General features: G+C 68.2%; 23 protein-coding genes. 16 read left to right on the top strand and 7 right to left on the bottom strand.

All coding sequences use genetic code 11. The features are described 5' to 3' along the window. Window positions 1-48: 48 nt before the first annotated feature. From Q8S30_RS12350 to Q8S30_RS12335, 4 genes are all read left to right on the top strand, one after another. Entirely contained in the window at window positions 49-312 is a 264-nt protein-coding gene (locus Q8S30_RS12350) for a BrnT family toxin (RefSeq protein ID WP_305666317.1), read from the top strand. Further along, window positions 299-514: a type II toxin-antitoxin system BrnA family antitoxin gene (gene brnA / locus Q8S30_RS12345; RefSeq protein ID WP_305666316.1), complete on the top strand. Its 216-nt coding sequence runs from the start codon at window positions 299-301 to the stop codon at window positions 512-514. Before Q8S30_RS12350 ends, brnA begins: the two co-directional genes overlap by 14 nt. Before the next feature lie 94 nt (window positions 515-608). Beyond that, window positions 609-1,349 (top strand): YebC/PmpR family DNA-binding transcriptional regulator, encoded by a 741-nt coding sequence (locus tag Q8S30_RS12340; RefSeq protein WP_305666315.1) that lies wholly within the window; start codon window positions 609-611, stop codon window positions 1,347-1,349. Window positions 1,350-1,536: 187 nt separating this feature from the next. Then, window positions 1,537-2,091 carry a DinB family protein gene (locus Q8S30_RS12335; protein ID WP_305666314.1) on the top strand — a complete coding sequence of 185 codons (555 nt, stop codon included), beginning with the start codon at window positions 1,537-1,539 and terminating at the stop codon, window positions 2,089-2,091. 3 nt (window positions 2,092-2,094) lie between these two features. Here the strand turns inward: Q8S30_RS12335 and Q8S30_RS12330 are convergent, their stop codons facing one another. Further along, complete coding sequence (locus Q8S30_RS12330; protein ID WP_305666313.1) at window positions 2,095-3,027, bottom strand: L-lactate dehydrogenase; 933 nt, start codon at window positions 3,025-3,027, stop codon at window positions 2,095-2,097. Between the two features lie 184 nt (window positions 3,028-3,211). Between Q8S30_RS12330 and Q8S30_RS12325 the strand changes: the two genes are divergently transcribed. From Q8S30_RS12325 to recN, 12 genes are all read left to right on the top strand, one after another. Next, window positions 3,212-4,378: a putative peptidoglycan glycosyltransferase FtsW gene (locus Q8S30_RS12325; RefSeq protein WP_305666312.1), complete on the top strand. Its 1,167-nt coding sequence runs from the start codon at window positions 3,212-3,214 to the stop codon at window positions 4,376-4,378. Window position 4,379: 1 nt separating this feature from the next. Beyond that, a complete protein-coding gene (gene murG, locus Q8S30_RS12320) occupies window positions 4,380-5,501 on the top strand; it encodes an undecaprenyldiphospho-muramoylpentapeptide beta-N-acetylglucosaminyltransferase (protein WP_305666311.1) in 1,122 nt (373 codons plus the stop codon). Then, a complete protein-coding gene (gene murC, locus Q8S30_RS12315; RefSeq protein WP_305666310.1) occupies window positions 5,498-6,916 on the top strand; it encodes a UDP-N-acetylmuramate--L-alanine ligase in 1,419 nt (472 codons plus the stop codon). The genes murG and murC overlap by 4 nt, the downstream gene beginning before the upstream one ends. After that, entirely contained in the window at window positions 6,916-7,200 is a 285-nt protein-coding gene (locus tag Q8S30_RS12310; protein ID WP_305666309.1) for a DUF2484 family protein, read from the top strand. The genes murC and Q8S30_RS12310 overlap by 1 nt, the downstream gene beginning before the upstream one ends. A 9-nt stretch (window positions 7,201-7,209) precedes the next feature. Further along, entirely contained in the window at window positions 7,210-8,136 is a 927-nt protein-coding gene (gene murB, locus Q8S30_RS12305; RefSeq protein ID WP_305666308.1) for a UDP-N-acetylmuramate dehydrogenase, read from the top strand. 78 nt (window positions 8,137-8,214) lie between these two features. Then, complete coding sequence (locus Q8S30_RS12300) at window positions 8,215-9,147, top strand: D-alanine--D-alanine ligase (protein ID WP_305666307.1); 933 nt, start codon at window positions 8,215-8,217, stop codon at window positions 9,145-9,147. After that, window positions 9,135-10,031, top strand: a complete 897-nt coding sequence (locus tag Q8S30_RS12295) for a cell division protein FtsQ/DivIB (protein WP_305666306.1) — start codon at window positions 9,135-9,137, stop codon at window positions 10,029-10,031. The genes Q8S30_RS12300 and Q8S30_RS12295 overlap by 13 nt, the downstream gene beginning before the upstream one ends. Window positions 10,032-10,065: 34 nt before the next feature. Next, on the top strand, window positions 10,066-11,397 hold the full coding sequence (ftsA, locus tag Q8S30_RS12290; RefSeq protein ID WP_305666305.1) for a cell division protein FtsA: 1,332 nt from the start codon (window positions 10,066-10,068) through the stop codon (window positions 11,395-11,397). Between the two features lie 197 nt (window positions 11,398-11,594). Beyond that, window positions 11,595-13,283: a cell division protein FtsZ gene (gene ftsZ / locus Q8S30_RS12285; protein WP_305666304.1), complete on the top strand. Its 1,689-nt coding sequence runs from the start codon at window positions 11,595-11,597 to the stop codon at window positions 13,281-13,283. A 258-nt stretch (window positions 13,284-13,541) separates the two neighbouring features. Then, window positions 13,542-14,465, top strand: coding sequence for a UDP-3-O-acyl-N-acetylglucosamine deacetylase (gene lpxC / locus Q8S30_RS12280; RefSeq protein WP_305666303.1), 924 nt, complete (start codon window positions 13,542-13,544; stop codon window positions 14,463-14,465). 160 nt (window positions 14,466-14,625) lie between these two features. Next, on the top strand, window positions 14,626-15,468 hold the full coding sequence (locus tag Q8S30_RS12275; RefSeq protein WP_305666621.1) for an outer membrane protein assembly factor BamD: 843 nt from the start codon (window positions 14,626-14,628) through the stop codon (window positions 15,466-15,468). Window positions 15,469-15,485: 17 nt separating this feature from the next. Further along, window positions 15,486-17,135 carry a DNA repair protein RecN gene (gene recN / locus Q8S30_RS12270; RefSeq protein ID WP_305666302.1) on the top strand — a complete coding sequence of 550 codons (1,650 nt, stop codon included), beginning with the start codon at window positions 15,486-15,488 and terminating at the stop codon, window positions 17,133-17,135. Window positions 17,136-17,209: 74 nt separating this feature from the next. Here recN and Q8S30_RS12265 read toward each other — a convergent pair whose 3' ends face one another. The 6 genes from Q8S30_RS12265 to cobS all read right to left on the bottom strand — a co-directional run bounded on the left by Q8S30_RS12265 (window position 17,210) and on the right by cobS (window position 24,480). Further along, the gene (locus Q8S30_RS12265) at window positions 17,210-17,599 is read right to left on the bottom strand and encodes a DUF4440 domain-containing protein (RefSeq protein ID WP_305666301.1); all 390 of its coding nucleotides are present in this window, start codon (window positions 17,597-17,599) and stop codon (window positions 17,210-17,212) included. Continuing rightward, complete coding sequence (locus Q8S30_RS12260; protein ID WP_305666300.1) at window positions 17,596-18,981, bottom strand: FAD-binding oxidoreductase; 1,386 nt, start codon at window positions 18,979-18,981, stop codon at window positions 17,596-17,598. Before Q8S30_RS12260 ends, Q8S30_RS12265 begins: the two co-directional genes overlap by 4 nt. A gap of 345 nt (window positions 18,982-19,326) precedes the next feature. After that, the gene (locus Q8S30_RS12255) at window positions 19,327-19,668 is read right to left on the bottom strand and encodes a DUF427 domain-containing protein (protein WP_305666299.1); all 342 of its coding nucleotides are present in this window, start codon (window positions 19,666-19,668) and stop codon (window positions 19,327-19,329) included. A gap of 63 nt (window positions 19,669-19,731) precedes the next feature. Further along, window positions 19,732-21,546 carry an aminopeptidase P family protein gene (locus Q8S30_RS12250; RefSeq protein WP_305666298.1) on the bottom strand — a complete coding sequence of 605 codons (1,815 nt, stop codon included), beginning with the start codon at window positions 21,544-21,546 and terminating at the stop codon, window positions 19,732-19,734. Further along, complete coding sequence (gene cobT / locus Q8S30_RS12245) at window positions 21,547-23,427, bottom strand: cobaltochelatase subunit CobT (protein WP_305666297.1); 1,881 nt, start codon at window positions 23,425-23,427, stop codon at window positions 21,547-21,549. It abuts the gene before it with no gap. 66 nt (window positions 23,428-23,493) lie between these two features. Further along, entirely contained in the window at window positions 23,494-24,480 is a 987-nt protein-coding gene (gene cobS / locus Q8S30_RS12240) for a cobaltochelatase subunit CobS (protein ID WP_305666620.1), read from the bottom strand. Window positions 24,481-24,589: the final 109 nt, after the last annotated feature.

Here is a 24,589-nt window from a genome sequence, read left to right as displayed (position 1 = left end):
CCTCACCGCGGCACTTGAAAATGGATAGTTATTATACCATTTTCCGGTATGTCGTTCGAGTATGACCCCGCCAAGAGCGCCCTGAACAAGACCAAGCACGGCATCGACTTCGACGAGGCGCAAGCCTTGGGGGAAGATCCCTGGATGCTCGAGGCGCCGGCGAAGACCGAGGAGGAGCCGCGCTTCCTCTCCATCGGGGTCATCGAGGGCAGGCACTGGGTGGCGGTCTGGACACCGCGGGGCGGCAAGGTGCGGATCATCTCGGTGCGCCGCGCCCGGACAGAGGAGATCGGATATTATGAAGGCAGCTGATTTCGACGCGAAGTTCGAGTCTGGCGAAGACCTCGGCGAGGCGGTGGACTGGTCCAAGGCCCGCCGCCCCAATGACCAGATCCGCCGCGTGAATGTGGACTTCCCATCCTGGGTGGTGGACGGGCTGGACAAGCAGGCCCGGCATCTGGGCGTGACGCGGCAATCCCTGATCAAGCTGTGGATCGCCGAGCGCCTTCAGTAAGGGCTCCACTCTCCCCCTCTCGCCCCTCCCTTGCGGTCGCCCCGCCCGCTGGCCTATAGAGGCGCGTGTTTCCAGGATAGCGACGGAGAAGGTCATGGCAGGCCATTCAAAATGGGCGAACATCCAGCACCGCAAGGGGCGGCAGGACAAGCTGCGCTCCAAGCTGTTCTCGAAGCTGGCCAAAGAGATCACCGTGGCCGCCAAGATGGGCGACCCCGACCCCGACAAGAACCCGCGCCTGCGGCTGGCGGTGAAGGCGGCCAAAGCTGTCTCCTGCCCCAAGGACGTGATCGACCGGGCGATCAAGAAGTCGATGGGCGGGGACGCCGAGGATTACTCGGAAATCCGCTATGAAGGCTACGGCGTGAACGGCATCGCCATCATCGTCGAGGCGATGACCGACAACCTGAACCGCACCGCCTCGAACGTGCGCAGCTATTTCACCAAATGCGGCGGCAACCTTGGCCAGACCGGATCGGTCTCGCACAGCTTCGACCGGGTCGGCGAGATCACCTATCCGGCCAGCGCCGGGGATGCCGACACGGTGATGATGGCGGCGCTGGACGCCGGCGCCGATGACGTCGAAAGCGATGAGGACGGCCACTGGATCTATTGCCAGGTCGAGGCCCTGTCGGAGGTCTCCGACAAGCTGGAGGCGATCCTCGGCGAGTCCTCGGAATCCAAGCTGGTCTGGAAGCCGCAGACCCTGACCGAGGTCGATCTCGAGACCGCGCAGAAGCTGATGCGGCTGATCGACATGCTCGAAGAGGATGACGATGTGCAGGCAGTGACGCATAACTTCGACATCCCGGAAGACGTCGCGGCGCAGCTCTGATCTCTGGCCGGGGAGGGGGGCGCTGCCCCCCGTCGCCTTTGGCGACTCCCCCCGGGATATTTTTGCAAAGAAGATGGGGGCAAGGCAGGGGCCTAGGGCAGATCGTATGTATGACATACATACGGGTTCCATACGGGTTCTGTATCCGCGGAGTTGACCCCGCGGGCGGGCCGTGATCCCCTTTGGCATGGATATTTGCCGCCCCTATCGCCAGATGGCCCGCAACGCCCTGCTGGCCAATCGCCGCCTTCACGCGGCCATTGCGACGCTGCCCACCGCCGAGTGGGAGGCGTCGCGGGTGTCGTTTTTCCCGTCCCTGCGGGCGACGCTGGCGCATGTGCTGCTGGTCGATGCCTTCTATCTGATGGCGATGGAGGGCGGGGTCTGGACGGAGGCTGCGGAAGCGGAGGTGGACCCCTGCGCCACCCCGGATGACTGGCTGGCGGCCCAGGAAAAGCTGGACATGCGGCTGCTGGAACGGGCCGAAGCGCTGGTTGCGCAGGACCTTGGGCTGCTGGTGCAGATCCACCGGACCGGGCGGGTGCAGGTGGAAACCCTCGGCGATACGCTGCTGCATCTGTTCCTGCATGACCAGCATCATCGCGGGCAGGTTCATGCCATGTTGGCCGGCACGGCCGTGCCGCCGCCACAGCTCGATGAGTTCATCATGGCCGATGATGCGGCGGCGCGGGCGCAGGATCTTGTGGCTCTGGGCCGCGATGAACCCTGGATCATGCGGTAGCGCTCAGAACCCCAGCGAGGTGGCGCTGTCCTTCAGCAGCCGGGCCGAGGCGGCGAGGCCCTCGCTCTCCGCCGCCGTCAGCTCGGGATGCAGGTCCGCCAGCACCCCCGCCGCGCCCACCACCCGCGGCAGCGACAGCGCCACATCCTGCACCCCCAGCACGTCTGGCGTCAGCATCGACACGGTCAGCACATCGCGCTGATCGGCGGCGATGGCGCGCACGATCCGGGCGAGGCCTGCGCCGATGCCATACCAGGTGGCGCCCTTGCCGGCGATGATCCGGTAGGCGGCGCGGCGCACGCCTTCGTCAATCGCGGCGCGGGCGGCGGCGTCCAGCGGCCGGCCCATCTGATCCGCGAAGGCTCCTATCGGGACCGATCCGGCGCGGGCCGTGGACCAGGCCAGAACCTCGCTGTCGCCATGCTCCCCCAGCACCAGCGCGTGAACGGACTGCGGCGCGATGCCCAGATGCCGGGCCAGCAGGCTGCGGAAGCGCGCGGTATCGAGGATGGTGCCCGACCCGATCACACGCCCCGCCGGCAGGCCCGACATCCGCGTCGCCGCCTGGGTCATCACGTCGACGGGGTTCGAGGCGATGAGCAAGATCGCGTCCGGCGCGGCGCGGCGCACCTCGGCCACCACCTCGGCGAAAACCTCGGCATTGCGGCCCAGAAGCTCCAACCGCGTCTCGCCCGGCTTCTGCGCGACCCCGGCGGCGAGGATCACCACGCCCGCGCCGGCCAGCGCCAGATAGTCACCGGCCTCGACCACGCAGGCCGAGGCGAAGGGCACCGCATGGGCGATATCCTCGGCCTGCGCCTGTGCCAGCGCGGCATTGCGATCCACCAGCACCACATGGCTGGCATGCCCCGTCAGCGCCAGCGCATAGCCCGCCGCCGATCCGACCATGCCCGCGCCGACGATTCCAACCTTCATGCCTGCCTCCTGCCTGCTGCGCCTGCAGCGTGACAGAAGCGGGGGCGCAGCGATATGCGTTTCACGCAGCCGCGATCCTGCCATGTCGCCGCCATGTTCTGCTGGCGCGGCGGCCCGGTTTTCGCTAGACTCTTCATCAGACCCGGCAAACGGGCGATCTCGAGGCAGTGAAAGCGGTACATCCATGACGGAAATGGTCTTCGGCACCATGCCGGCGCGAGTGGGCGAACCCGTCCTTCCGCGCTGGTGGCGCACAATCGACAAATGGTCCCTGTCCTCTGTCCTGTTGCTGTTCGGCATCGGGCTGTTGCTGGGGCTCGCCGCCTCGCCGCCCTTGGCCGAGAAGAACGGGCTGCATCCCTTCTACTATGTCGAGCGGCAGGCGCTGTTCGGCTTCGTCGCGCTGGCGGTGATGATGGCGGTCTCGATGATGTCGCCCTCGCAGGTGCGGCGGATCGGGGTCGTGGGCTTCCTCATCGCCTTCCTTGGCTTGATGGCGCTGCCGTTCTTCGGCACCGATTTTGGCAAGGGCGCAGTGCGCTGGTTCAGTCTTGGCTTTGGCTCGGTGCAGCCGTCGGAGTTCCTCAAGCCCGGTTTCGTGGTGCTGGCGGCCTGGCTGATGGCGGCCGCGCAAGAGGTGAACGGGCCTCCGGGACGCCTTTACAGCTTCGTCATCGCCCTCGTCGTGGTGATGTTCCTCGCGCTGCAGCCGGACTTCGGGCAGGCCTGCCTCGTGCTCTTTTCCTGGGGCGTGGTCTATTTCGTCGGCGGCGCGCCGTTCTTCTTGCTGATCGTCATCGTCGGGTTGGCGGTTGTCGGCGGCCTTGGCGCCTATAACGGCTCCGAGCACTTTGCCCGCCGCATCGACGGGTTCCTGTCGGCCGAGATCGACCCGCGCACCCAGCTTGGCTATGCGACGAATGCCATTCAGGAGGGCGGCTTCTTCGGTGTCGGCGTCGGCGAGGGGCAGGTGAAGTGGTCGCTGCCCGATGCCCATACCGACTTCATCATCGCCGTCGCGGCCGAGGAATACGGGCTGATCCTGGTGCTGGCGATCATCGCGCTTTACACGCTGGTGGTGGTGCGCAGCTTCTTCCGGCTGATGCGCGAGCGTGATCCCTTCACCCGGCTGGCCGGGGCGGGGCTTGCCGCCGCCTTCGGCGTGCAGGCGATGATCAACATGGGCGTGGCCGTGCGGCTGCTGCCGGCCAAGGGCATGACGCTGCCGTTCGTCAGCTATGGCGGGTCGTCCGTCATCGCCTCGGGCATCGCGGTGGGGATGCTGCTGGCGCTGACCCGGTCGCGCCCGCAGGGGCAGATCGGCGACCTGCTGATCAAGCGGGGCCGATGACATGGCCCCCGCAGCGACGCCGCCCCTGCTGCTGATCGCGGCCGGGGGCACGGGCGGGCATATGTTCCCCGCGCAGGCCCTGGCCGAAGAGATGCTGGCGCGCGGCTGGCGGGTGACGCTGTCCACCGATGACCGCGGCGCGCGTTATGCGGGCGGCTTTCCGAAAGCGGTGCAGATCCAGCAGGTCGCCTCGGCCACCTTCGCGCGAGGCGGGGCATTGGCCAAGGTCGGCACGCCCTTGAAGATCGGGGCAGGGGTGCTTGCGGCGGTGCGGGCGATGCGGCGCGACCGGCCGGCGGTGGTGGTGGGCTTTGGCGGCTACCCGTCGATCCCGGCGCTGGCGGCGGCGGTGCTGCTGCGCCTGCCACGGATGATCCATGAGCAGAACGGCGTGCTTGGCAAGGTCAACCGGGTCTTCGCCACCCGCGTCGATGCCTTTGCCTGTGGCACCTGGCCGACCGACCTGCCCGAGGGCGTCGCCGGCACGCCCACCGGCAACCCGGTGCGCGCGGCGGTGCTGGAGCGGGCCGGCGCGCCCTTCATTCCGCCTGGGGATTACCCGCTCAGCGTGCTCGCCATCGGCGGCAGCCAGGGCGCGCGCATCCTGTCCGATATGGTGCCCGCGGCGCTGGCCTCGCTGCCCGAACCGCTCCGCACCCGCCTGCGCGTCTCGCATCAGGCCCGGGCCGAGGATATGGCGCGCGTGACGGCCGCCTATGCCGAGGCTGGCATCGATGCCGATGTGCAACCCTTCTTCACCGACATCCCCCGCCGCCTGTCCGAGGCGCAGCTGGTGATCTCGCGCTCTGGTGCCTCCTCGGTTGCCGATATCTCGGTGGTCGGGCGCCCGTCGATCCTGATCCCCTTCGCCGCGGCGGCGGGCGATCACCAGACCGCCAATGCCCGCGGGCTGGTGGAAGCCGGCGCCGCAATTCTGGTGCCCGAGTCCCGCGCGACCCCCGCTTCCCTTGCGGAACAGATCGCGCTGGTGCTGGACAATCCCGCCGCGGCGCAGCAAATGGCGCGGGCCGCGATGTCTTGCGGCATTCCCGACGCTGCAGAGCGGCTTGCCGCGCTGGTCGAGACCGTCGCCACGACCACGAACAAGAAAGCCCCGACATGAACGCTGCCACCAAACTTCCCGGAGAACTCGGGCCGATCCACTTTGTCGGGATCGGCGGCATCGGCATGTCGGGCATTGCCGAGGTGCTCATGACTCTGGGCTACCGGGTGCAGGGTTCGGACCTGAAGGCCAGCAAGATCACCGAACGTCTGGTGGGCCTTGGCGCTACCTTCTTCGAGGGGCAACAGCGCGAGAATGTGGCGGATGCTGCGGTGGTGGTCGTCTCCTCCGCGATCCGCCCCGATAACCCCGAACTGGTCGAGGCGCGGCTGCGCAAGCTTCCCGTCGTGCGCCGGGCCGAGATGCTGGCCGAACTGATGCGCCTGCGGTCGAACATCGCCATCGCCGGAACGCATGGCAAGACCACGACCACGACGATGGTCGCGGCGCTGCTGGACAAGGGCGGGATGGACCCGACCGTCATCAACGGCGGTGTGATCCACGCCTATGGCTCCAACGCGCGGGCCGGGGCGGGCGAGTGGATGGTGGTCGAGGCGGATGAGAGCGACGGGTCCTTCAACCGCCTGCCCGCAACCATCGCCATCGTCACCAATATCGACCCCGAGCATATGGAGCATTGGGGCAGCTTCGACGCGCTGCGCAAAGGCTTCTACGATTTCGTCACCAACATCCCGTTCTATGGCCTTGCCGTGTGCTGCACCGACCATCCCGAGGTTCAGGCGCTGGTCGGGCGCGTGGCCGACCGGCGGATCGTGACCTTCGGCTTCAACGCGCAGGCCGATGTGCGGGCGGTGAACCTGCGCTACGAGGCTGGCGTGGCGCATTTCGACATCGCGCTGCAGAACGAGGATCAGGTGATCGAGGGTTGCAGCCTGCCGATGCCCGGGGATCATAACGTGTCGAACGCGCTGGCGGCTGTGGCTGTGGCGCGGCATCTGGGCATCAAGAAGGACGAAATCCGCGAGGCGCTGGCGGCCTTTGGCGGTGTCAACCGGCGCTTCACCAAGGTGGGGGAAGTCCTCGGCGGCGTCACCATCATCGACGATTACGGCCACCACCCGGTCGAGATTGCGGCCGTGCTGCGGGCGGCGCGGCAGGCGGTTGGATCCAACCCCGGCGCGCGGGTGATCGCGGTGCATCAGCCGCATCGCTACACGCGCCTGCACGCGCTGTTCGAGGATTTCTGCACCTGCTTCAACGACGCCGATGTGGTTGCCATCGCCGAGGTCTATGCCGCGGGCGAAGAGCCGATCCCGGGCGCGAGCCGCGATGACCTTGTGGCCGGCCTGATCGCCCACGGCCACCGCCATGCCCGCGCCATCCTGTCCGAGGAGGATCTGGAACGACTGGTGCGCGAGCAGGCGCGGCCGGGCGATATCGTCGTCTGCCTCGGCGCCGGCAACATCTCGGCCTGGGCCAACGCGCTGCCGGCGCGGCTTGCGGGGGCGGCCTGATGGAGGTTGCCACCTGCCTTGGGCTGGTGCTGATCTGGGTGCTGGCCGCGAACCTGCCGCTGCTGGTAGCGGATCGCTGGCGCCGCGCGGCGGGCTACGCGCTGGTGCCGCTCGGGGTTCCGATCCTTGGCTATGTCACCTGGCAGGCCGGTCCGGTCTGGGGCCTGATCCTGCTGGCTGCCGGGGCGATCATGTTGCGCTGGCCGCCGCTGATCCTGTGGCGGGCGCTGTTGCATCCGGGGCAGGGGCGGGGCAACAAGGGCCTGTCTGGTCCTGCCGAGTGAGCCTGCCCCATGCCTGCCTTCCCCGATGACATCCCCTGCCGCGGCACGCTGACGCCGAACCGCAGCCTCGCCGACCTCACCTGGCTGCGCGTCGGGGGGCCCGCCGACTGGCTGTTCCAGCCCGCGGATGCCGAGGATCTGGCGCAGTTTCTGGCGGCGCTTGGCCCCGCGGTGCCGGTCTTCCCGATGGGCGTGGGGTCGAACCTGATCGTGCGCGATGGCGGGCTGCGCGCCGTGGTGATCCGGCTCGGCCGCGGCTTCAACACGATCACCGTGCAGGACGGGCAGGTGACGGCGGGGGCCGCCGCGCTCGATGCCCATGTCGCGCGCCGCGCGGCAGAGGCGGGGCTCGACCTGACCTTCCTACGCACCATCCCCGGCAGCATCGGCGGCGCGGTGCGGATGAACGCCGGCTGCTATGGCAGCTATACCGCCGATCACCTGATCTCGGCCCGCGCCATCACCCGCAGCGGCGAGGCGGTGACGCTGACCCCGGAAGACCTGAGCTTCGGCTACCGCCAGTCGCATCTGCCGGACGGTTGGGTGCTGGTGGAGGCGACCTTTGCCGCGCCCGCCGGTGACCCGGCAGCGCTGGCCGCGCGGATGGATGAACAACTCGCCCGCCGCGATGCCAGCCAGCCGGTGAAGGACCGCAGCGCCGGATCGACCTTCCGCAACCCCGCCGGGTTCTCCTCGACCGGGCGGGCCGATGACGTCCACGACCTCAAGGCCTGGAAGGTGATCGACGAGGCGGGTCTGCGCGGCGCGCGGCTTGGCGGGGCGCAGATGTCGGAAAAGCATCCCAATTTCCTGATCAATGCCGGGGGGGCCACGGCGGCCGATCTGGAGGGGCTTGGCGAAGAGGTGCGCAAAAAGGTTTTGCAGCACTCGGGAATTTCGCTACAGTGGGAAATCATGCGTATCGGGGAACCGTAACGCTGGGGCGCGGCATCCAGGCAAGGGCCGTGTCGAATAAAAACGAATAATATCAAGGGGTCGCCAAAGACCCCGGAAATGGCGAACGTGGCGGGTGTGTCGAGCAGGACAACCCCCAAGGTGGCGGTACTGATGGGCGGACCCTCGGCCGAGCGCGAGGTGTCCCTGTCCACGGGGCGTGAATGCGCAACCGCACTGCGGGTGGCAGGATTTGAGGTGGTCGAGCTTGATGCCGGCCGCGACCTCTGCGCACGGCTGACCGAAATCGCCCCCGATGTGGTGTTCAACGCCCTGCATGGCCGCTGGGGCGAAGATGGCTGCGTGCAGGGGATGCTGGAATGGCTGGGCCTGCCCTATACCCATTCGGGCGTGCTCGCCTCCTCGATGGCGATGGACAAGACCCGCGCCAAGGCCGCCTTCCGCGCCGCCGGGCTGCCGGTGGTGGACAGCGTGCTGGCCAGCAAGGCCGAGGTGATGGCCGCCCATGTGCTGCCCGCCCCCTATGTGGTGAAGCCCAACAACGAAGGCTCCTCGGTCGGGATCTACATCGTCCATGCCGATGCCAATGGCCCGCCGCAGCTGTCCGCCGAGATGCCCGAGACAGTTATGGTCGAGACCTACGCCCCGGGGCGCGAGTTGACCTGCTCCGTGCTTGGCGACCGCGCGCTGTGTGTGACAGAGATCGTGACCTCGGGCTGGTACGACTATCACGCGAAATACGCGCCGGGCGGGTCCAGCCATATCCTGCCGGCCGATCTGCCCGATGACATCACCGATGCCTGCCTCGATTATGCCCTGCGCGCCCACCGCGCGCTTGGCTGCCGGGGCCTGTCGCGCACCGATCTGCGGTGGGATCCGGAGCGGGGCCTCGCGGGCCTCGTGCTCTTGGAGACCAACACCCAGCCGGGGATGACCCCGACCTCGCTCGCGCCCGAACAGGCACAGCATGAGGGCTTCGATTTCCCCGCGCTCTGCCGCTGGATTGTGGAGGATGCCTCGTGCAACAGGTAACCGCGCCGCTGCGCCGCGATCCTGCCCCCAGCCGGGCCGCCTACCGGATGCACCGGCTGTGGCTGACCCCGGTGTTCCGCGCGCTGCTGCGGGTGGGGGTGCCGGCCTTCGTGGTGACGATGGGCTTTGGCCTGTACCTCTCCGACGATACCCGCCGCGCTGCGCTTGGCGACAAGGTCGCGGCGATGACCAAGTCGGTGCAGGAGCGCCCCGAGTTCATGGTCACGTTGATGGCCGTCGATGGCGCCTCGGAACCCCTTGCCGCCGCGATCCGCAATCTGGTGGTGGTGGAATTCCCGGTCTCGTCCTTCTCGCTCGACCTTGAGGCGATGCGGGCCCAGATCGAGACCATCGACGCGGTGAAATCGGCCGACCTGCGCATCCGCGCTGGCGGCATCTTGCAGGTCGACGTCACGGAACGCGACCCCGCGATGGTCTGGCGGTCCGCGCAAGGGCTGTTCCTGCTTGATGAAACCGGCCACCGCATCGCCGGGCTGACGGTGCGCGACGCGCGCCCCGATCTGGCGCTGGTCGCGGGCGACGGTGCCGACAAGGCCGTGCCAGAGGCGCTGGCGCTGATGGCAGCCGCCGGGCCGATCGCCGGGCGCATCCGCGGCCTCGTGCGCATGGGTGAGCGGCGGTGGGATCTGGTGCTGGACCGCGAGCAGCGCATCCAGCTGCCCGAGGACGAGCCGGTGGCGGCGCTGGAGCGGGTCATCGCGCTCGACCAGGCCGAAGACATTCTCGAACGCGACCTGACGGTGGTGGACATGCGCAACATGCAGCGCCCGACGCTGCGTCTTGCGGGCGACGCGCTGGCCCGGCTCAGGGGCGAAGACCTCAAGCCGGCAACCCGCGTGGCGGGCGAACTGGCGGGCAACTGATGCAGGTGGATGGCAAGGTCATGAGGGCAGAACAATGACGGATCTCTACCAGTCGCAACGGGCCATGCGGAACATGCGCCGCGCCGCCATGCAGCGGGGCGTGATCGCCATCCTCGACGTCGGCACCTCGAAGATCGCCTGCCTGGTGCTGCGCTTTGACGGGCCGGAACGGTTCCGCGAGGACGGGCTTGGCTCGATGGCCGGGCAATCCTCGTTCCGGGTGATCGGCGCCGCCACCACCCGCTCGCGCGGGGTGCGCTTTGGCGAGATCGACGCGATGCAGGAAACCGAACGCGCGATCCGCACCGCGGTTCAGGCCGCGCAGAAGATGGCGAATGTCCGTGTCGACCACGTCATCGCCTGCCTGTCGGGCGCCCGCCCGAAAAGCTATGGCCTTGCCGGCGATATCGAGATTGCCGCCGAACAGGTGACCGAACAGGACGTCGCCCGCGTTCTGGCCGCCTGCGACGTGCCCGACTATGGGTCCGAGCGTGAGGTGCTGCACGCGCAGCCGGTGAATTTCGCGCTGGACCACCGCTCTGGCCTCGCCGATCCGCGCGGGCAGAACGGGCATCGGCTGGCCTGCGACATGCACCTGCTGACGGTGGAAACCACCGCGCTGCAGAACCTCCTCTACTGCATCAAACGCTGCGATCTGGAACTGGCGGGGCTGGCCTCGTCGGCCTATGTCGCCGGGATCGCCAGCCTTGTGGAAGATGAGCAGGAACTTGGCGCGGCCTGCATCGACATGGGCGGCGGCGCGACCGGCCTGTCGATCTTCATCAAGAAGCACATGATCTATGCCGATAGCGTCCGCATGGGCGGCGATCACGTCACCTCGGACATCGCCAAGGGTCTGCAGGTGCCGATGGCCACGGCCGAGCGCATCAAGACCTTCTATGGCGGGGTGATGGCCACCGGCATGGATGACCGCGAGATGATCGAGATCGGCGGCGACAGTGGCGATTGGGAGCGCGACCGCCGCAAGGTCAGCCGCGCCGAGCTGATCGGCATCATGCGCCCGCGGGTCGAAGAGATCCTGGAAGAGGTGCGCGCCCGTCTGGATGCGGCAGGCTTCGACAGCCTTCCCAGCCAGCAGATCGTGCTGACCGGCGGCGCCAGCCAGATCCCCGGGCTTGACGGGCTGGCGGCGCGGATCCTCGGCCAGAACGTCCGCCTTGGCCGGCCGCTGCGCGTGCAGGGCCTGCCGCAGGCGGCGACGGGGGCGGCCTTCGCCTCCTCCGTAGGCCTGTGCCTGTTTGCAGCGCATCCGCAGGATGAATGGTGGGACTTCGAGATCCCGGCCGAACGCTACCCGGCGCGATCGCTCAAGCGGGCGGTGAAGTGGTTCCGCGACAACTGGTAACAGCTAGATACAGCGTCTTCGGCGAAATACCGCTGGGGGCGCCCCGGCGCGTGCTATATTTTGCGGTGCTTTTTTGTTTTTTCCGTGACGTTCTGGCCAAGGAGCGCTAGAATCAACCAGTGCGGGGTAAATCGGCCGGACGTCGGGGTTAAATCGGCGGCAGAGGTCGGGCAGAACAAGACAGGCGGACCAGACCGATGACATTGAACCTGATGATGAGCGATCACGAAGAGCTGAAGCCGCGGATCACGGTCTTTGGTGTCGGTGGTGCAGGCGGCAACGCCGTGAACAACATGATCGACAAGCAGCTGGAGGGGGTAGAGTTCGTCGTTGCGAACACCGACGCGCAGGCGCTGCAGCAAAGCCGCGCCGCAGCCCGCATCCAGATCGGCATGAAGGTGACCGAGGGTCTGGGCGCCGGTGCGCGCCCGACGGTCGGCGCCGCGGCGGCCGAGGAATCGATCGAGCAGATCGTCGATCATCTGGCCGGCGCGCATATGTGCTTCATCACCGCAGGCATGGGCGGCGGCACCGGCACCGGCGCGGCCCCGATCATCGCGCAAGCGGCGCGAGAGCTCGGTGTGCTGACGGTTGGCGTCGTGACCAAGCCGTTCCAGTTCGAAGGCTCCAAGCGGATGCGTCAGGCCGAGGCCGGCGTCGAGGCGCTGCAGAAGGTCGTCGACACCCTCATCATCATCCCCAACCAGAACCTGTTCCGGCTGGCGAATGAAAAGACCACCTTCACCGAAGCCTTTGCGATGGCCGATGACGTGCTGTACCAGGGCGTGAAGGGCATTTCCGACCTGATGGTCCGCCCGGGCCTGATCAACCTCGACTTCGCCGACGTCCGTTCGGTGATGGACGAGATGGGCAAGGCGATGATGGGCACCGGCGATGCCAGCGGCGAAGACCGCGCCGTTCAGGCGGCCGAGAAGGCCATCGCCAACCCGCTGCTGGACGAAATCTCGCTCCGCGGCGCCAAGGGCGTGCTGATCAACATCACCGGCGGCTATGACCTGACCCTGTTCGAACTCGACGAGGCCGCGAACCGCATCCGCGAGGAAGTGGACCCGGACGCGAACATCATCGTCGGCTCCACCCTCGATCCCGACATGGAAGGCACCATGCGCGTGTCGGTCGTGGCGACCGGCATCGATGCCGCGCCGCAGGCCGCCGAGGTTCCGGTGCCGCGCCGCGGGATGGCCAAGCCCCTGCAGCCGCAGCAGCATCAGCCCGCACCCCAGCCGGCCCCGCAGCAGCGCGCGCCGCAACCGGCCCCGCAGCCTGCCCATCAGCCGGTGGCCGCGCAGCAGCCCGCCTCGCAGCAGGCCCGCCCGGTCGAACAGCATGACCCGCAGGAGAGCTTCCACGGCTTCGCCCCGAAGACCTTCGAGGAAGAGCTGACCGAGCAGCTGGCCGAAGACGAGATGCCGGCCCCGGCCTACCGTCCGCAGCCCGCGCCGCAGCAGACCATGCGCGATGTCTATGTCGATGATGACGCCTCGGCCTTTGTCGCTCCGCGTCCGCGCTCGCCCGGCACACCCTCGCCCGAAGCGCTGGCCCGCCTGCAGGCTGCTGTGCAGAAGGCCCCCGCTGGCGGCGGCACCGCCCCGCGCGCTCCGGTGCAGCGCGCCCCCGCTCCGCAGCCTCGCGCGCAGGCCCCGCAGCACGCGCCCCAGCCGGCGCCGCAGGCCGACAAGCCGCGCTTCGGGATCAACTCGCTGATCAACCGGATGACCGGCGCGCCGGCCGAACAGGCAGAGCGTACGGCCCCTGCGATGCGCCACCAGCCGCCCGTCACCTCGGCCTATGATGACGAGCAGGATGCCGATCCCGATCACGACCGCATCGAGATTCCCGCCTTCCTGCGCCGCCAGGCGAACTGAGGCGATCACAGATTCTGTAATGAGAGGGCCGGAGCAATCCGGCCTTTTCCATTTTTAATCAGATACTTGCCGCGCTGCGGCGCGACCCCGGGCAGATTGCCGCCCAAACTGTTCGTTAATATTTCATTACGTTGCAAACAGTGAATTGTGCTGACGCCGGCCCCGTCCTAACTCCAGTCTTGCCGCAGTCACTCCGACCCAAGGACTGCGCAGCCCGCGACGGGGCCAACCCCACGCGCCAGACCAGAGGTAAGAGCCGTGCAGACAACGATCCGTTCCGCAGTGACCTTCCAGGGCGTCGGCCTTCACTCCGGCGCGCCGGTCCGCATGACGATCCACCCCGCCTCGGCAAATTACGGGATCTGGTTCCGCCGCACCGATATCGACCGGCTCGACCCGCTGATCCCGGCCCGCTGGGATGCCGTCGTTGCCTCGCGCCTCTGCACCCTCATCGCCAACCGCGCCGGCACCACCGTCTCAACCATCGAGCACATCATGGCGGCGTTGGCCGGCACCGGCATCCACAACGCGCTGATCGAGATCGACGGGCCGGAAGTGCCGATCCTCGATGGCTCAGCCGCGCCCTTCGTCTCGGCGATCATGGCCCGCGGCCTGCGCGAGCTGGACGTGCCCGTCCGCGCCCTGCGCATCCTTGCCCCCGTGGAGGTGCGCGACGGCGAGGCTGTGGCGCGGCTGGAGCCGGGCGGCGACGCGCTGGACATGCGCTTTGACATCGACTTCACCGACCGCGCCATCGGCCGGCAGACCAAGCAGTTGACGCTGGCCAACGGCGCCTTCGTGCGCGAGCTGTCGGACAGCCGCACCTTCTGCCGCCGCGCCGATGTGGAAACCATGCAAGCCAACGGCCTCGCCCTTGGCGGCACCTTCGACAATGCCGTCGTCGTCGATGGCGATCGGGTGCTCTCGCCCGGTGGTCTGCGCCACGCCGATGAGCCCGTGCGCCACAAGATGCTGGACGCGCTTGGCGATCTGGCGCTGGCGGGCGGCCCGATCCTTGGCAGCTATGTGGGCCACCGTGCCGGTCATGCGCTGACCAACCGGCTGCTGCGCGAGCTGTTCCGCCGTCCCGACGCCTTCTGCATGGTCGAACTGGGCCGCGAGGCCGAGTCGTTCCTGCCGGGCGCCGGCCTGTCGATGGACGACCTCCCCGCCTTCGCCTGACCCTGCATCACAGGCACGAAAGGCGTTTTGCGCCCCGGATTTTTCTGTGCTAGGACGGTGCGGAACCGGCACCACCGGGTGCGTGGGGCACCGGGCAGGGGCCGCGGGAACAGGCCGCAAAGGCTGAGATAACGTGAAGCAGGAACGGGATAGGCAGGTCATGGCGCGCGGGCGGAGAGCGGCAAAACTTGCGGCGGGCCTTGTGCTTGCAGCGACCTTGGCAGCATGTGGCGGTGGCCGGCAGAGGGAAGTCCCGATCGAGGACCTCACTGCCGAGCAGATCTACCAGAAAGCCGAATTCGAACTTGAGACAAACGGCGAGCCTGAAGAGGCCGCGCGGCTGTTCTCCGAGGTGGAGCGGCTTTATCCCTATTCCGAATGGGCCAAGCGCGCGCTGATCATGCAGGCCTTCGCCTTCCACTCCGACCGCGACTATGAAAACAGCCGCGCGGCCGCACAGCGCTATATCGACTTCTACCCGGCCGAAGAGGATGCCGCCTATGCGCAGTATCTGCTGGCCCTGTCCTATTACGACCAGATCGACGATGTCGGCCGCGATCAGGGCCTGACCTTCCAGGCCCTGCAGGCGCTGCGCGTGGTGATCGAGCAATATCCCGACAGCGAATATGCGCGTTCGGCGATGCTGAAATTCGACCTCGCCTTCGACCATCTGGCCGGCAAGGAAATGGAAATCGGCCGCTACTACCTCAAGCGCGGGCATTACACGGCGGCGATCAACCGCTTCCGCGTGGTGGTCGAGCAGTTCCAGACCACCACCCACACGCCCGAGGCGCTGCACCGGCTGGTCGAATCCTACCTCTCGCTGGGGCTGACCGATGAGGCGCAGACCGCGGGTGCGATCCTTGGGCACAACTTCCAGTCCACCGAATGGTATCAGGACAGCTACAAGCTGCTGACCGGCCGCGGGCTGAGCATGGAAGCCAAGGGTGACAGCTGGCTGTCCGGGGTCTATCGGCAGGTGGTCAAGGGCGCGTGGCTGTAAGCCGGAGGGCCGGGTCGATGCTGCGCAGCCTCGACATCCGTGACATGTTGATCATCGAGCGCCTGTCGCTCGATTTTCATCCAGGCCTCAATGTGCTGACGGGTGAGACGGGGGCGGGGAAATCCATCCTTCTCGATGCGCTTGGCTTTGTTCTGGGCTGGCGCGGCCGCGCGGAACTGGTGCGCGCCGGCGCTGCGCAAGGCGAGGTGACCGCCGTGTTCGACCTGCCGCCCGGCCATGCCGCCCGCGCCGTGCTGGAAGAGGCGGGGCTGGCGCCCGAGGATGAGCTGATCCTGCGCCGGGTGAACGCCGCCGATGGTCGCAAGACCGCCTATATCAACGACCGCCGCACCAGCGGCGAGGTGTTGCGCGCGCTGTCGGACACGCTGGTCGAACTCCACGGCCAGCACGACGACCGCGGCCTCTTGGACCCGCGCGGCCACCGTAGCCTGCTGGACAGTTTCGCCGCCACCGAGCCGCTGCGCGCCGCCACCCGCGCCGCATGGTCCGCCCTCGCCGCCGCCCGCAAGCGCATGGCCGCCGCCGAGGCGGCACTGGCCGCCGCGAAGGGCGAGGAAGACTACCTGCGCCATGCCGTGACCGAGCTCGACAAGCTGGGCACCCAGCCCGGCGAGGAAGCCAGCCTCGACACCCGCCGCCGCGCCATGCAGGGCGCCGCCCGCATCCGCGAGGATGTGCTGCGCGCCCTCCACGCCCTTGGCAATGACGGCGCCGAAGGCCTGATGCGCGACGCCTCCCGCTGGCTCGATGGCGCCGCAGAGGCTGCCGACGGCCGGCTTGACGCGCCCATGGCGGCACTGACCCGCGCGACCATCGAACTGGCCGAGGCCGCGCAGGGGGTAGAGGAGGCGCTGGACGCCCTCAGCTTTGACCCCGCCGAACTGGAGGCCGCCGAAGAACGCCTCTTCGCCATCCGCGCCCTCGCCCGCAAGCACGGGGTTCTCGCCGATGATCTGGGCGGCTTCGCCGGCGACCTGCGCACGCGCCTCTCCGCCATCGACGGCGGCGAGGGCAACCTGCGCGCGCTCTCCGCCGAGGTCGCCGCCGCCACCGCCGCCTATGACAGTGCCGCCGCCGCCCTGACCGAGGCGCGGCGCGAGGCCTCTGGCCGGCTCGATCTGGCCATGGCCGCCGAGCTTGGCCCGCTGAAGATGGAACGCGCCGTCTTCCGCACCGACGTGACGCCCGGAGACGCGGGCCCCGAAGGCCGCGACGCCGTCGCCTTCACCGTCGCCACCAACCCCGGCGCGCCCGCAGGGCCGCTGAACCGCATCGCCTCGGGCGGCGAGCTGTCGCGCTTCCTGCTGGCGCTGAAGGTCTGCCTCGCCCAAGGCGCCGATGCCGTCACGATGATCTTCGACGAGATCGACCGCGGCGTCGGCGGCGCCACCGCCGATGCCGTCGGCCGCCGCCTCGCCCGCCTCGCCGAGGGCGCGCAGGTGCTGGTCGTCACCCACTCCCCCCAGGTCGCAGCCAAGGGCGCGCAGCATTGGCGGGTGGAAAAGCGCGTGACGGGCGAGGTCACCACCTCCAGCGTCGTGCCGCTGTCGCCGTCAGACCGCGTGGACGAACTGGCCCGGATGCTCGCCGGCGAAAGCGTCACCGACGCCGCCCGCGATGCCGCCCGCGCGCTTCTGGACGGCTAGCGCCCTCTTCCCATTCGTTTTGGCAAAAGTATCCCGGGGGTCCGGGGGCCGCGCCCCCGGCAGCCAGCCCAGCCTCACCCCTCCACGGTAAAGCTCGCCGACACGACCTCCCAGCCGTCCTCCCCCGCCACCATCACCGCGTTCAGCACCGCCCCCACACGCCCCGCATCGCTGCCATCCGCATGGCGGATGCCCGACAGCACGAAGCGCTGCATCAGCACCGCGCCCCCCGTCCCAAGGCCCCGCAGCTTGGTGCGCCCCGTCACCAGCTTGGCGCGGGCGAAGGCCCCCGCCAGCTCTCCCGCCAGCACATCGGCGATCGCCTTGCGCCCCTCGGCCCAGGCTCCGGTCAGCGTCAGCAGATCCGCATCCTCGGCGAACATCGCCGCCAGCGTGCCCACATCCCGGCTGCCCCAGGCCAGCGAGAAGGCGCGCGAGAACTGGTCGGGCGTGCCGAAGCTCATGGCCGTTCCCCAGTATCGGGCACGATCTTGCCGGGGTTGAGGATGCCCAAGGGATCCAGCGCCGCCTTGATCGCGCCCATCACCTCCCAGCCCGCGCCATGCTCATCCCGCATCAGATGGCGCTTGCCCATGCCCACGCCGTGCTCGCCGGTCATGGTGCCGCCCATCCGGTGCGCCCGCGCCGCCATCCGCGCCGCGATCCACTTGGCGCGGGTCAGCTCCTCGGGATCGTTGCGGTCCACCAGCAGGATCGCGTGGAAATTGCCGTCGCCGACATGGCCAAGGATCGGCCCGATCATCCCCTGCGCTGCGATGTCCTTGCGCGTCTCCTCCACTGCTTCCGCAAGGCGCGAGATCGGCACGCAGATATCCGTGACCACTCCCATGCTGCCCGGGCGCAGCGCCAGGCAGGCCGGATAGGCCCCGTGCCGCATCTTCCACAGGCGAGAGCGGTCCTCGGGCAGGTCGGCCCAGGCGAAATCCGCGCCCCCCAGCTCTGCCACGATCTCGCCGAAGCGCGTCGCCTGTTCGCGCACCCCGGCCTCGGTGCCGTGGAACTCCACCATCAGATGCGGCAGCTCCGGCAGGTCGGCCCCCGCATAGGCGTTGAAGGCCGCCGCTGTCGCCGCATCGACGAACTCGATCCGCGCAATCGGAATGCCCATCTGGATGGTGGAGATCACGGTATCCACCGCCGCCGCCAGGTCGGCAAAGGCGCAGACCGCTGCGCTGACCGCTTCGGGCTGCCCATGCAGCTTCAGCGTCAGCTCGGTCATCACCCCAAGTGTGCCTTCGGAGCCGACGAACAGCCCGGTCAGGTCATACCCGGCCGAGGATTTGCGAGCGCGGGTTCCGGTGCGGATCACCCGCCCATCGGCCAGCACCACTTCGGCCGCCAGCACATTGTCGCGCATCGTGCCATAGCGCACCGCCGTGGTGCCGCTGGCCCGGGTCGCGGCCATGCCGCCAAGGGTCGCATTGGCGCCGGGGTCGATGGGGAAGAACAGGCCCGTGTCGCGCAGGTGCGTGTTCAGCGCCTCTCGGGTGATCCCCGGTTGCACCACCACCAGCATGTCATCGGCCAGCACCTCCAGCACCGCCGCCATGCGCGTCATGTCGAGGCTGATCCCGCCCTGCGCCGCCAGTGCGTGCCCCTCCAGCGAGGTGCCCGCGCCCCAAGGCGTGATCGGCACTCCGTTTGCCGCACAGATCCGCACGATCTCGGCCACCTCGGCCGTGGTTTCGGGGAAGGCCACCGCATCGGGCAGCATCTGCGGGAAATAGCTCTCATTGGCGCCGTGCTGTTCGCGCATGGCCGAGGTCAGGCTCAGCCGGTCCCCCAGCAGCAGTTTCAACGGGTCCAGCGCGTCATTCAGGGTCATGGCATCCTCGGCTTCCGGGAGGCGACATTAGGGCCGCGGCGGGGCCGGGAAAAGCCCCCGCTGGTGCGGCGGAGGGGGTCTCGGCGTGAAACTGCCCTGCGCTCATCTTTGGCTCTCGCGGGCCACGGTTGCCGTGCAGAATTTCGGCCGTCGACGAAATTCTGCTGTGCCCGCCCCCCCAGGGCGGGCACATTCGTGCCCACCCGGGCGGTCCCAGCAGAATTTGGCACCCTCCGGACCAAGCTTCACCCCCCTTGCCCTGCGGCTTCCGCCTCCGGGCAACCGTCGCGGTCGGCTTGCCACTGGCAAGCCGCCTGATCGCGCCGGAAACAGGCGGGTCTCGCCTTAAACCCGCTCCACCGTCACCCGGCCGGTGTCGAAGGCGACATGACCGGCGATGCGCTCCGCCTCGGCCAGCGGCGCAGGATAGCTCCAGCCGGCATCGGGCAACTCGCCGCTGTTCAGCGCGATGGTGAAATACTCCGCCTCGCCCTTGCGCGGGCAGCTGCTGCGGCGGGCAGAGCCATCCAGAAACGCCATCGCCAGATCGTCCCGCGGGAAATAGATCACCGGCGGCAGCGTGCCCTCGGTCAGCTCCAGCGCGGCGTCGCTCTCGCCAAGGACGGCACCCCCGGCGCGCACGACGAGTGTGCCCGGCAGCTTGCGGATATAGATCTGGCTGTTCATCGTCGGTCCCCCAGTGACTTGCCCCAGCGGACAGTATCGTAGCGCCTTTGTAACAGGCTTGCGTCAGATCGGCGCGGTTGCGGCCTTCAGCCACGCGCGGGCCGCGTCCGTCACCCGCGGCGCGATCCGCTCCGCCACCTCGGCGTGATAGGCGTTCAGCCACTTCCGCTCGCCCGGTGCCAGCATCTCTGCGACGATCAGCCGCCGGTCGATCGGCACCCAGGTCAGCGTGCGGAAGGCCAGCATCGCGCGGTCATCGGCGCCGGGCAGGGAAGCGGCCTGTTGCACCACCACCAGATTCTCGATGCGGATGCCGAAGGCGCCCTCGCGGTAATAGCCCGGCTCGTTCGACAGGATCATCCCCGGCTCCAGCGGCACCTCGGACAGGCGGCTGAGCCGCGCCGGACCCTCATGCACCGAGAGGTACGCGCCGACGCCATGCCCGGTGCCGTGGTCATAATCCATCCCCGCCAGCCATTGCGGATAACGCGCCACCGCCTCCAGATCGCGCCCGGCGCGGCCCACCGGCCAGCGCAGGCGGCTGATGGCTATCATGCCTTGCAGCACGCGGGTGAAGCACTCGCGCTCCAGCGCGCCGACCTCGCCTACCGCGACGGTGCGGGTGATGTCGGTGGTGCCATCCACGTACTGCCCGCCGGAATCGACCAGCAGCAGCTCGCCCGGCCGCACCGGGCGGTCGGTGCCGGTGGTCACGCGGTAATGCACGATGGCCCCGTTCGGCCCGGCACCGCAGATCGTGTCAAAGCTGATGTCGCGCAGGGCATTGGTGGCGCGGCGAAAGCCTTCCAGCGCGGTAACAACCGCAATCTCGGTGAGTTGACCCTTCGGCGCCTCGGCATCCAGCCAAGCCAGGAACTCCACCATCGCCGCCCCGTCGCGCAGATGCGCCTCGGAGGTCGCGGCGATCTCGGCGGCATTCTTGCGGGCCTTGGGCAGCAGGCAGGGGTCATCGGCATGGGCAACGGGGATGCCGTCGCCTTGCAGCCGCCCGGCCTCTTGCAACTCATGCACCACCCAGACCGGCACGCTTGCCGGGTCGATCCGCACCGGCCCCGTCAGCCCCTGCAGCGCGGCGCGCAGGGCATCCGGGCGGTGGCAGCGGACGGTGGCGGGAAGGGGGATGCCGTCCAGCTTGGCGGGGTCGATGAAAAGGTCGAGCTTGCCACGTGAAGACAGGATCGCAAAGGCTTGAACCACCGGGTTTTTCGGCACGTCCGACCCACGGATGTTCAGCAGCCATGAGATGGAGTCGGGCGCTGTCAGCACCGCCGCCTCTTGCCCGGCGTCGCGCAGGATCGCGGCAATCCGCGCCAGCTTGTCCTCGGCGCTTTCGCCAGCAAATTCCAGCGGTTGCAAGGCGATCTTACCGCAAGCCGGGGCGGGCTGATCCAGCCAAACAGCATCCACCGCATTCGCCACCGGCACCAGCCGGATCGCGGTTCCTTTAAGTCCGGCCTCCAACTCCTTGATTTCCTTTGGAGTATGCAGCCACGGATCGAAGCCGATGGTGGCATCCGCCGACAGCTTCTGGCGCAGCCAGTCAGCGGCCCGCGTCTCTGGCCAGTTCACCGGCGTGAAGGCCGCCAGATCCACCTGCGCCTTCACCTGAACGCGGTAGCGCCCGTCGATGAACACGCCCGCCACCTCCGGCAGCACGATGCAGAACCCAGCCGAGCCGGTGAAGCCGGTCAGCCATGACAGCCGCTCATCATGCGGGCTGACATACTCGCCCTGCCAGGCATCGGCGCGGGGCACGAGGAAGCCGTCCAGCCCCTTGGCCGCCAGATGGGCGCGCAGGGCGGCAAGGCGCGGCGGGCCGTCCTCGGGGCGGGTGGGGGCGTCGAAGCTCTGGAACATCTACCGCCCGCCTGCATAGCGCTTGATGCCCATCACCCTTGCCCGGGCGCGCGGGTCGCTGTCGAAGAGACCTGCGAGCTGTTCGGTCATCGCGCCGGCCAGCTGTTCCACATCGGTGATGGTCACGGCGCGCTGGTAGTAGCGGGTGACGTCATGGCCGATGCCGATGGCGATCAACTCCACCGCCCGGCGCTTTTCGACCATGGCGATCACGTCGCGCAGGTGTTTTTCCAGATAATTCGCGGGGTTGACCGAGAGCGTCGAGTCATCGACCGGCGCGCCATCGGAAATCACCATCAGGATCTTGCGCACTTCGGGGCGGCCGATCATCCGGCGGTGCGCCCATTCCAGTGCCTCGCCGTCGATGTTTTCCTTGAGCAGCCCCTCTTTCATCATCAGCCCGAGATTGGGCCGCGTCCGCCGCCAGGGCGCGTCGGCGGATTTGTAGATGATGTGGCGCAGGTCGTTGAGGCGGCCGGGCTGCTGCGGGCGGCCATTGGCCAGCCAGCGCTCGCGGCTTTGGCCGCCCTTCCAGGCGCGGGTGGTGAAGCCCAGGATTTCCACCTTCACCTGGCAGCGCTCCAGCGTCCGCGCCAGCACATCGGCGCAGATCGCGGCGATGGAGATCGGGCGGCCGCGCATCGAGCCGGAGTTGTCGAGCAGCAGGGTCACGACGGTATCGCGGAACTCGGTGTCCTTCTCGATCTTGAAGGACAGCGGCGTAGTGGGGTTCGCCACGACGCGCGCAAGGCGGCCGGCGTCGAGCACGCCTTCCTCCAGATCGAACTCCCAGCTGCGGTTCTGCTGGGCCTGAAGGCGGCGTTGCAGCTTGTTGGCAAGGCGGCTGACGGCGCCCTTCAAGGGCTCCAGCTGCTGGTCGAGATAGGCGCGCAGCCGTTCCAGCTCTGCCGGTTCGGCAAGGTCTTCGGCGCGGATTTCCTCATCGAAATCCGTTGCATAGACGGTGTAGTTCGGGTCCGCCGCCGAGTAGGGGGCAGGGGGCGGCGGCTCCATCGGGGCGTCGCCATCAGGCATCTCTGCCTCGTCGCCATCCTCCATGTCGGCCATGTCATCCATGCTGACCTGGGCCTGGCTGGCGTCTTGCTGCTGTTCCTGGCTGCGCTCGGGCGAGGCGTCGCTGTCTTCGGGGTCTTGCTCATCCGATTGCTGGCTGTCGCCAGTGTCGGGGTCCTGGTCTTCGCCGGGCTGGTCGGCGTCCTCGTCCTGGTCGGCGTCGGGGTCATCGCCAAGCTGGTCGCCATAGCCGAGGTCGGAGATGACCTGACGCGCCAGCCGCGCGAAGGCGGCCTGATCCGACAGGCTGCCGTTCAGACCGTCCAGCGTGCCGGCGGCCTGCTGTTCGATGAAGGGGCGCCAGAGCTCCATGACATTGGCGGCCGAGGCGGGCAGGTCGCGGCCCGTTGCAAGGTGCCGCACGAGGTAGCCGGCGGCCTGCGCCAGCGGCGCATCGGCGGCGGCGCGGATCTGGCCATAGCCCTTGCGATCCGCCTCATGTGCGATTTTTGCGTCGATATTTCCGAGGGTTCCGGGCATATCGCGGGCGCCGACAGCCTCGCAGCGGGCATTCTCCATCGCCTCATAAAGGTCGCGCGCCATCTGGCCTTGCGGGGCATAGCGGGCGGCGACGCCATCGTCATGGTGGCGGCGGCGCAGCGCGAAGGCGTCCGCGGTGCCGCGGGCCAGCAGCACCTCGTCTTGCGTCATCCGGCGGCTGACCTGCGGCAGGCGAATGGTTTCCGCGGTCATGCCCGGAGGATCGACCGAGAAGCTGACGGCGATATCGCGGTCGTCGGCCATCGTCCGGGTTGCCTCGGCGAGGGCCTTCTTGAACGGGTCTGCCGGGTTGTCCGAAGGTTTCATTTCGGCGCCTCCAGCGCATATGGAAAGCGTATGGAACCTGTATGGTTTCCATACATACGTTTGCCCTTAGCGGATGCTCTGGCTTGCCGCCGATTCCGGCAGTTCCTCGGCAAAGCAGCGCTGGTAGAATTCGGCCACGGTCTGCCGCTCCAGCTCGTCACATTTGTTCAGGAAGGTCAGCCGGAAGGCATAGCCCGTATTGCGGAAGATCTGTGTGTTCTGCGCCCAGGTGATGACGGTGCGCGGCGACATGACGGTGGAGAGGTCGCCGTTCATGAAGGCGGTGCGGGTCAGGTCGGCGACGGTGACCATCTGGCTGATCTCGCGCCGGCCCTTCTCGGTGTTGTAGGTCGGGTTCTTCGCGAGGACGATGGCCGCCTCGGCGTCGTGCGACAGGTAGTTGAGCGTGGAGACAAGGCTCCAGCGGTCCATCTGGCCCTGGTTGATCTGCTGGGTGCCGTGGTAGAGCCCGGTGGTATCGCCAAGGCCGACGGTGTTGGCGGTGGCAAACAGGCGGAAGGACGGGTGCGGGGTGATGATCTCGTTCTGGTCGAGCAGCGTCAGCTTGCCATCGGCCTCCAGCACGCGCTGGATCACGAACATCACGTCGGCGCGGCCGGCATCGTATTCGTCGAAGACGATGGCGGTGGGGTTGCGCAGGGCCCAGGGCAGGATGCCTTCGTGGAACACCGTCACCTGCTTGCCATCGACCAGCTTGATCGCGTCCTTGCCGATGAGGTCGATCCGGGAGACGTGGCTGTCGAGGTTCACGCGCACGCAGGGCCAGTTCAGCCGCGCCGCCACCTGCTCGATATGGCTGGATTTCCCGGTGCCGTGATAGCCTTGGATCATCACCCGGCGGTTATAGGCAAAGCCGGCCAGAATCGCGAGCGTGGTGTCGGGGTCGAACTTGTAGGTGCTGTCGATATCCGGCACCCGCTCCGAGCGCTCGGGGAAGCCGCGCACCTTCATGTCGGTGTCGATCCCGAAGACCTCGCGGACCGAGATGTCTTCGGTGGGTTTCGCGTTCTTGTCCAGCATTCCGTCCGCCATCATTGCCCCTTGCGCCAGCTGGCGCTTTTGTCAGTTGCGCCGGGTGGCGCTGTCTTGCCCGCGCGCACGCGGCCCTCGAACGCCCCGGGGGCGCGGTGATCCCCGGATT

The sequence above is a fragment of the Frigidibacter sp. genome (assembly GCF_030695035.1).
GTDB lineage: Bacteria > Pseudomonadota > Alphaproteobacteria > Rhodobacterales > Rhodobacteraceae > Frigidibacter.
This window is presented reverse-complemented; position numbering and strand designations above follow the sequence as displayed.